At 27.8% G+C, this 3,851-nt stretch carries 4 protein-coding genes; 1 reads left to right on the top strand and 3 read right to left on the bottom strand.

Annotated elements, in window-relative coordinates:
* Nucleotides 1–15: 15 nt before the first annotated feature.
* From def to tig, 3 genes are read right to left on the bottom strand one after another with little or no spacing between them, the layout of a single operon-like run.
* On the bottom strand, nt 16–534 hold the full coding sequence (gene def, locus ACERKK_RS11980) for a peptide deformylase (protein WP_373773310.1): 519 nt from the start codon (nt 532–534) through the stop codon (nt 16–18).
* Nucleotides 535–544: 10 nt separating this feature from the next.
* On the bottom strand, nt 545–1,129 hold the full coding sequence (gene clpP, locus ACERKK_RS11975; protein ID WP_373773309.1) for an ATP-dependent Clp endopeptidase proteolytic subunit ClpP: 585 nt from the start codon (nt 1,127–1,129) through the stop codon (nt 545–547).
* A gap of 17 nt (nt 1,130–1,146) precedes the next feature.
* Nucleotides 1,147–2,448, bottom strand: a complete 1,302-nt coding sequence (tig, locus tag ACERKK_RS11970) for a trigger factor (RefSeq protein ID WP_373773308.1) — start codon at nt 2,446–2,448, stop codon at nt 1,147–1,149.
* 91 nt (nt 2,449–2,539) lie between these two features.
* On the opposite strand from tig, the gene ACERKK_RS11965 reads away from it, so the two are divergent.
* A partial coding sequence (locus ACERKK_RS11965) for a VWA domain-containing protein (protein WP_373773307.1) occupies nt 2,540–3,851 on the top strand: 1,312 nt, incomplete at its 3' end.

Below are 3,851 nucleotides of genomic sequence, written 5' to 3'. Positions count from 1 at the left end.
GAGAAAAGATAAATACTATCTTTTCTCTTCTTTTAACTTCTTTTTCCACTCTTTTTCAAATTTCTTACGTTTTAAAAAAGATAGATTTTCAATAAATAGATGACCAGCTAAATGTTCCATTTCATGTTGCCATGCAACAGCTAAGAAATCTTCACATTCCATTGTTTGTTTTTCACCAAATCTATTAAAGTACTCAACAATAATATGCTGTGCTCTTGTAATATCTTCTGAAAAACCTGGAACGCTTAAACAACCTTCTGTAAAAACTTGTTCACCATCTTTATGTGTAATAACTGGATTAATCGCTTCAATTAAATCTTCCTTATCTTGAATATCTTCTTCATTAGGTAAACTAATAATTAAAACATTTAAAGGTACAGAAATTTGAATTGCTGCTAAACCAACTCCAGATTGATTCATCATTGTTTCATACATATCATCTAAAAGAGTGTGAAGTTTGTCATCAAACTCCACAACATCTTCAGATTTTGTTCGAAGTAATTTGTTTGGATAAGTAATAACTTCTCTAATCATTATATTAACTCTACTTATGACTTGCTATAACTTCGTCAATTAGACCATAATCACAAGCTTCTTTTGCGCTCATAAAGTTATCTCTATCTGTATCTTTTTCAATTGTTGCAATATCTTGACCTGTTTGTTCTGCAATCATTGCATTTAAACCGTCTTTCATTCTTTGAATTTCTTTTGCTTGAATCTGAATATCAGTAGCTTGACCTTGAGCACCACCTAATGGTTGGTGTATCATAATTCTAGAGTTAGGAAGAGAATATCTCTTACCTTTAACTCCAGAAGATAATAAAAATGCACCCATAGAAGCAGCTTGACCGATACAAATAGTACAAACATCAGGTTTAATATAATTCATAGTATCATAAATTGACATACCACTTGTAATTACTCCACCTGGAGAGTTTATATAAAGGTAAATATCTTTATCTGGATCTTCAGCTTCTAAAAAAAGTAACTGAGCAACAACTGTTGATGCTACTTGGTCATTAATTTCACCACTTAACATAATAATTCTATCTTTTAGAAGTCTTGAATAAATATCATAACTTCTTTCACCTCTTCCACTTTTTTCAACTACGTATGGTATATAACTCATTATTTATCCTATAAGGTTTATTTTCCTAATTTTGCGTCTAATAATTTAGAAATAACTTTTTCTTCAATCATTGACATTTTAATTGCAGGTAAATATCCAGCTTCTTGGTATTGTTTTAATACTTCTTGTGGATTTTGACCCATTTGCATTGCTTCATAATATAATACTTGAGAAACTTCTTGATCAGAAACTTCAACAGCTTCAGCTTTTGCTAATGCATCTACAATAAATGTAGCTTTTACTGAATTTTGTGCTTCTTCTCTTAATTCTTCTCTTAATTCTTCAACTTTAGCAGCATCTTCTTGTAAAGCTTTGATTTCGTCTTCTGACATAGATCTTACTTTATTGTTTAATGCTTGGTTAATTTCTTGATCAACTACAGTTGCTGGTAATGCAAAAGTTAATTTTTCAACTAAAGTTTCTAAATATGCAGGTTTTAATTCTTCTCTGTAGTATTTATTCATTACTTCAGCTTTCATTTGCTCTTCAATTTTAGCTCTTAATGTTTCCATTGTTGCATTTTCTTCACCTGGAAGAAGTTTAGCAGCAAATTCGTCATTTAATTCAGCAGCAGCTTTTTCTTGAATTTCATGTAAAGTTACTTTAAATGTTGCTTCTTTACCAGCTAAATCTTTTGATTGGTATTCTTCTGGGAAAGTAACAACTACATCTTTAGTTTCTTCATATTTCATACCAATGATTTGTTCTTCAAAACCTGGGATAAATGAACCTGAACCTACATGTAATGCGTATTTTTCAGCTTTACCACCTTCAAATGCAACACCATCAACAAAACCTTCAAAATCAATTAAAGCATGATCTTGATCTCTAACTGCTCTTTTTCTAGCAATTTTAGCTAATGGAGATGAAGATTTTGCAATTTCATCAATTCTTGCATCAATATCTGCTGCATCAATAGCTTTATCTTCAACTGCTGGAAGTAAATCTTTATATTCACCTAAATCAATTGTTGGTTTACAAGCAACAGTTACTTCAACATCAATTGAACCATCTTCTTTTTTATCAAATTTAGAAATTGAAGGCTCACCGATTAAATCTTCATTAGAAATATTTAATTCTTTTAAACCATTAGTTAAGATTTCTCTTAATGCTTCACCTTCAGCGTCTTCTGTTAATTTGTCTGCATATCTTTGTTTAACAACTGCAACAGGAACTTTACCTTTTCTAAAACCTTGGATATCCATTGTTTTAGCAGCTTGTTTAGCTACTTTGTCTAAGTTACTTTCAACTGTTTCTTTTGCAATTGTTGCAGAGATTACTGCGTTTGCTTCATCAACTTTTTTTGCGTTAAATTCCATCAAATTTACTCCGATTGTTATAATTTTAACCGTGATTTTAGCTAATAATTACTAAGTCTTTTATAAAATACCTTTTTAAAGGAGTTTTCACTTGCAATTTTTATATCCAAATGTACTTTTTTTGATGTTATTACCAGCTTTTATATTGATGTTTTTACTATTAAAAAAACAAACTTTATTAACTCAACATTTCTCAAAACAAATCTTAGAAAAACTAAGTATTAAAAATCAATATCTTTCAAATAAATCAAGAACATTTATACTTTTTTTATCACTATTTTGTATGATAATCGCTTTATCTCGTCCTGTAAGTAATGAAAAAATCCATGAATCAAAACAAGAATTAATACCAATTTTAATAGCAATTGATGTATCAAAATCAATGTTAGCAAATGATATTTATCCAAATAGATTGGAGTTTGCAAGAAAGAAAGTCCTTGATATCATTGATATACAAACAAATTCAGCAATTGGTGTAATATTATTTGCAAAATCATCTTTTATCCTTTCTCCTTTAACTCAAGATTTTATTTCATTAAAAACATTAGTTAATAATTTAAATACTGGAAAAAACTTTGATAATGGTACAAATATTTTTTCTACACTAGAAACAACTGTAAAACTTCTAAAAAACTACGAATATAAAAATCTAATTTTACTAAGTGATGGTTCAGATTCTAGTGATTTTAACAAAGAAATAGAGTTTGCAAAGAAAAATAAAATCTCTATTTATACAATTGCAACAGCTACAAAAAAAGGCGCACCCATAAAACTAAAAGATGGAAATTATCTTGTAGATAAAAATGGTAAAATTGTAAATATAAAATTAAATGACAATATAAAAGAGTTAGCGTTGCAGACAAATGGTGGATATATTAACTTTTCTCTTGATAAAAATGATATTAATGAGATTTTAAATGATATTAATAAAAAAGCTAAAAAAGAAGAGTTCCAAGCTAAAAAAATCAAAACCTATACTGAACTATTTTACTATCCTTTAGCATTAAGTATTTTATTCTTACTTATTGCTTATTCATCAATGCCAAAATTTAAAAGAAAATCTTTGATTCAAGTGTTTATAATGATTACTATTTTTTCAAATTATCAACCTTTATTATTTGCATCAATATTGGATTTTCAAACAATACAAAAGGCAAATGAAGCTTATAATTCAAATGATTTTAAAACTTCATCAAAAGAGTTTTCAAGTTTAGAACAAAGCACACAAAGAGATTATAATCTAGCAAATTCATTATATAAAGAAAATAAATACAAAGAAGCAATAGATATTTATAAAAATATAAAAACTGAAGATAACAATGACTTAAAATTTAAAAATCTTCATAATTTAGGAAACTCTTATGTAAAAATAAATGATTTAAAAAGTGCACTTAACTCTTATG

The organism is Poseidonibacter sp. (assembly GCF_041821165.1).
GTDB lineage: Bacteria > Campylobacterota > Campylobacteria > Campylobacterales > Arcobacteraceae > Poseidonibacter.
The sequence above is the reverse complement of the archived record's forward strand: the minus strand, read 5'-3'. Positions and strand labels throughout refer to the sequence as shown.

Coding starts and splice junctions, on each gene's coding strand:
- tig (WP_373773308.1), bottom strand. CDS start 2,448: ATGGAATTTAACGCAAAAAAAGTTGATGAAGCAAACGCAGTAATCTCT.
- clpP (WP_373773309.1), bottom strand. CDS start 1,129: ATGAGTTATATACCATACGTAGTTGAAAAAAGTGGAAGAGGTGAAAGA.
- def (WP_373773310.1), bottom strand. CDS start 534: ATGATTAGAGAAGTTATTACTTATCCAAACAAATTACTTCGAACAAAA.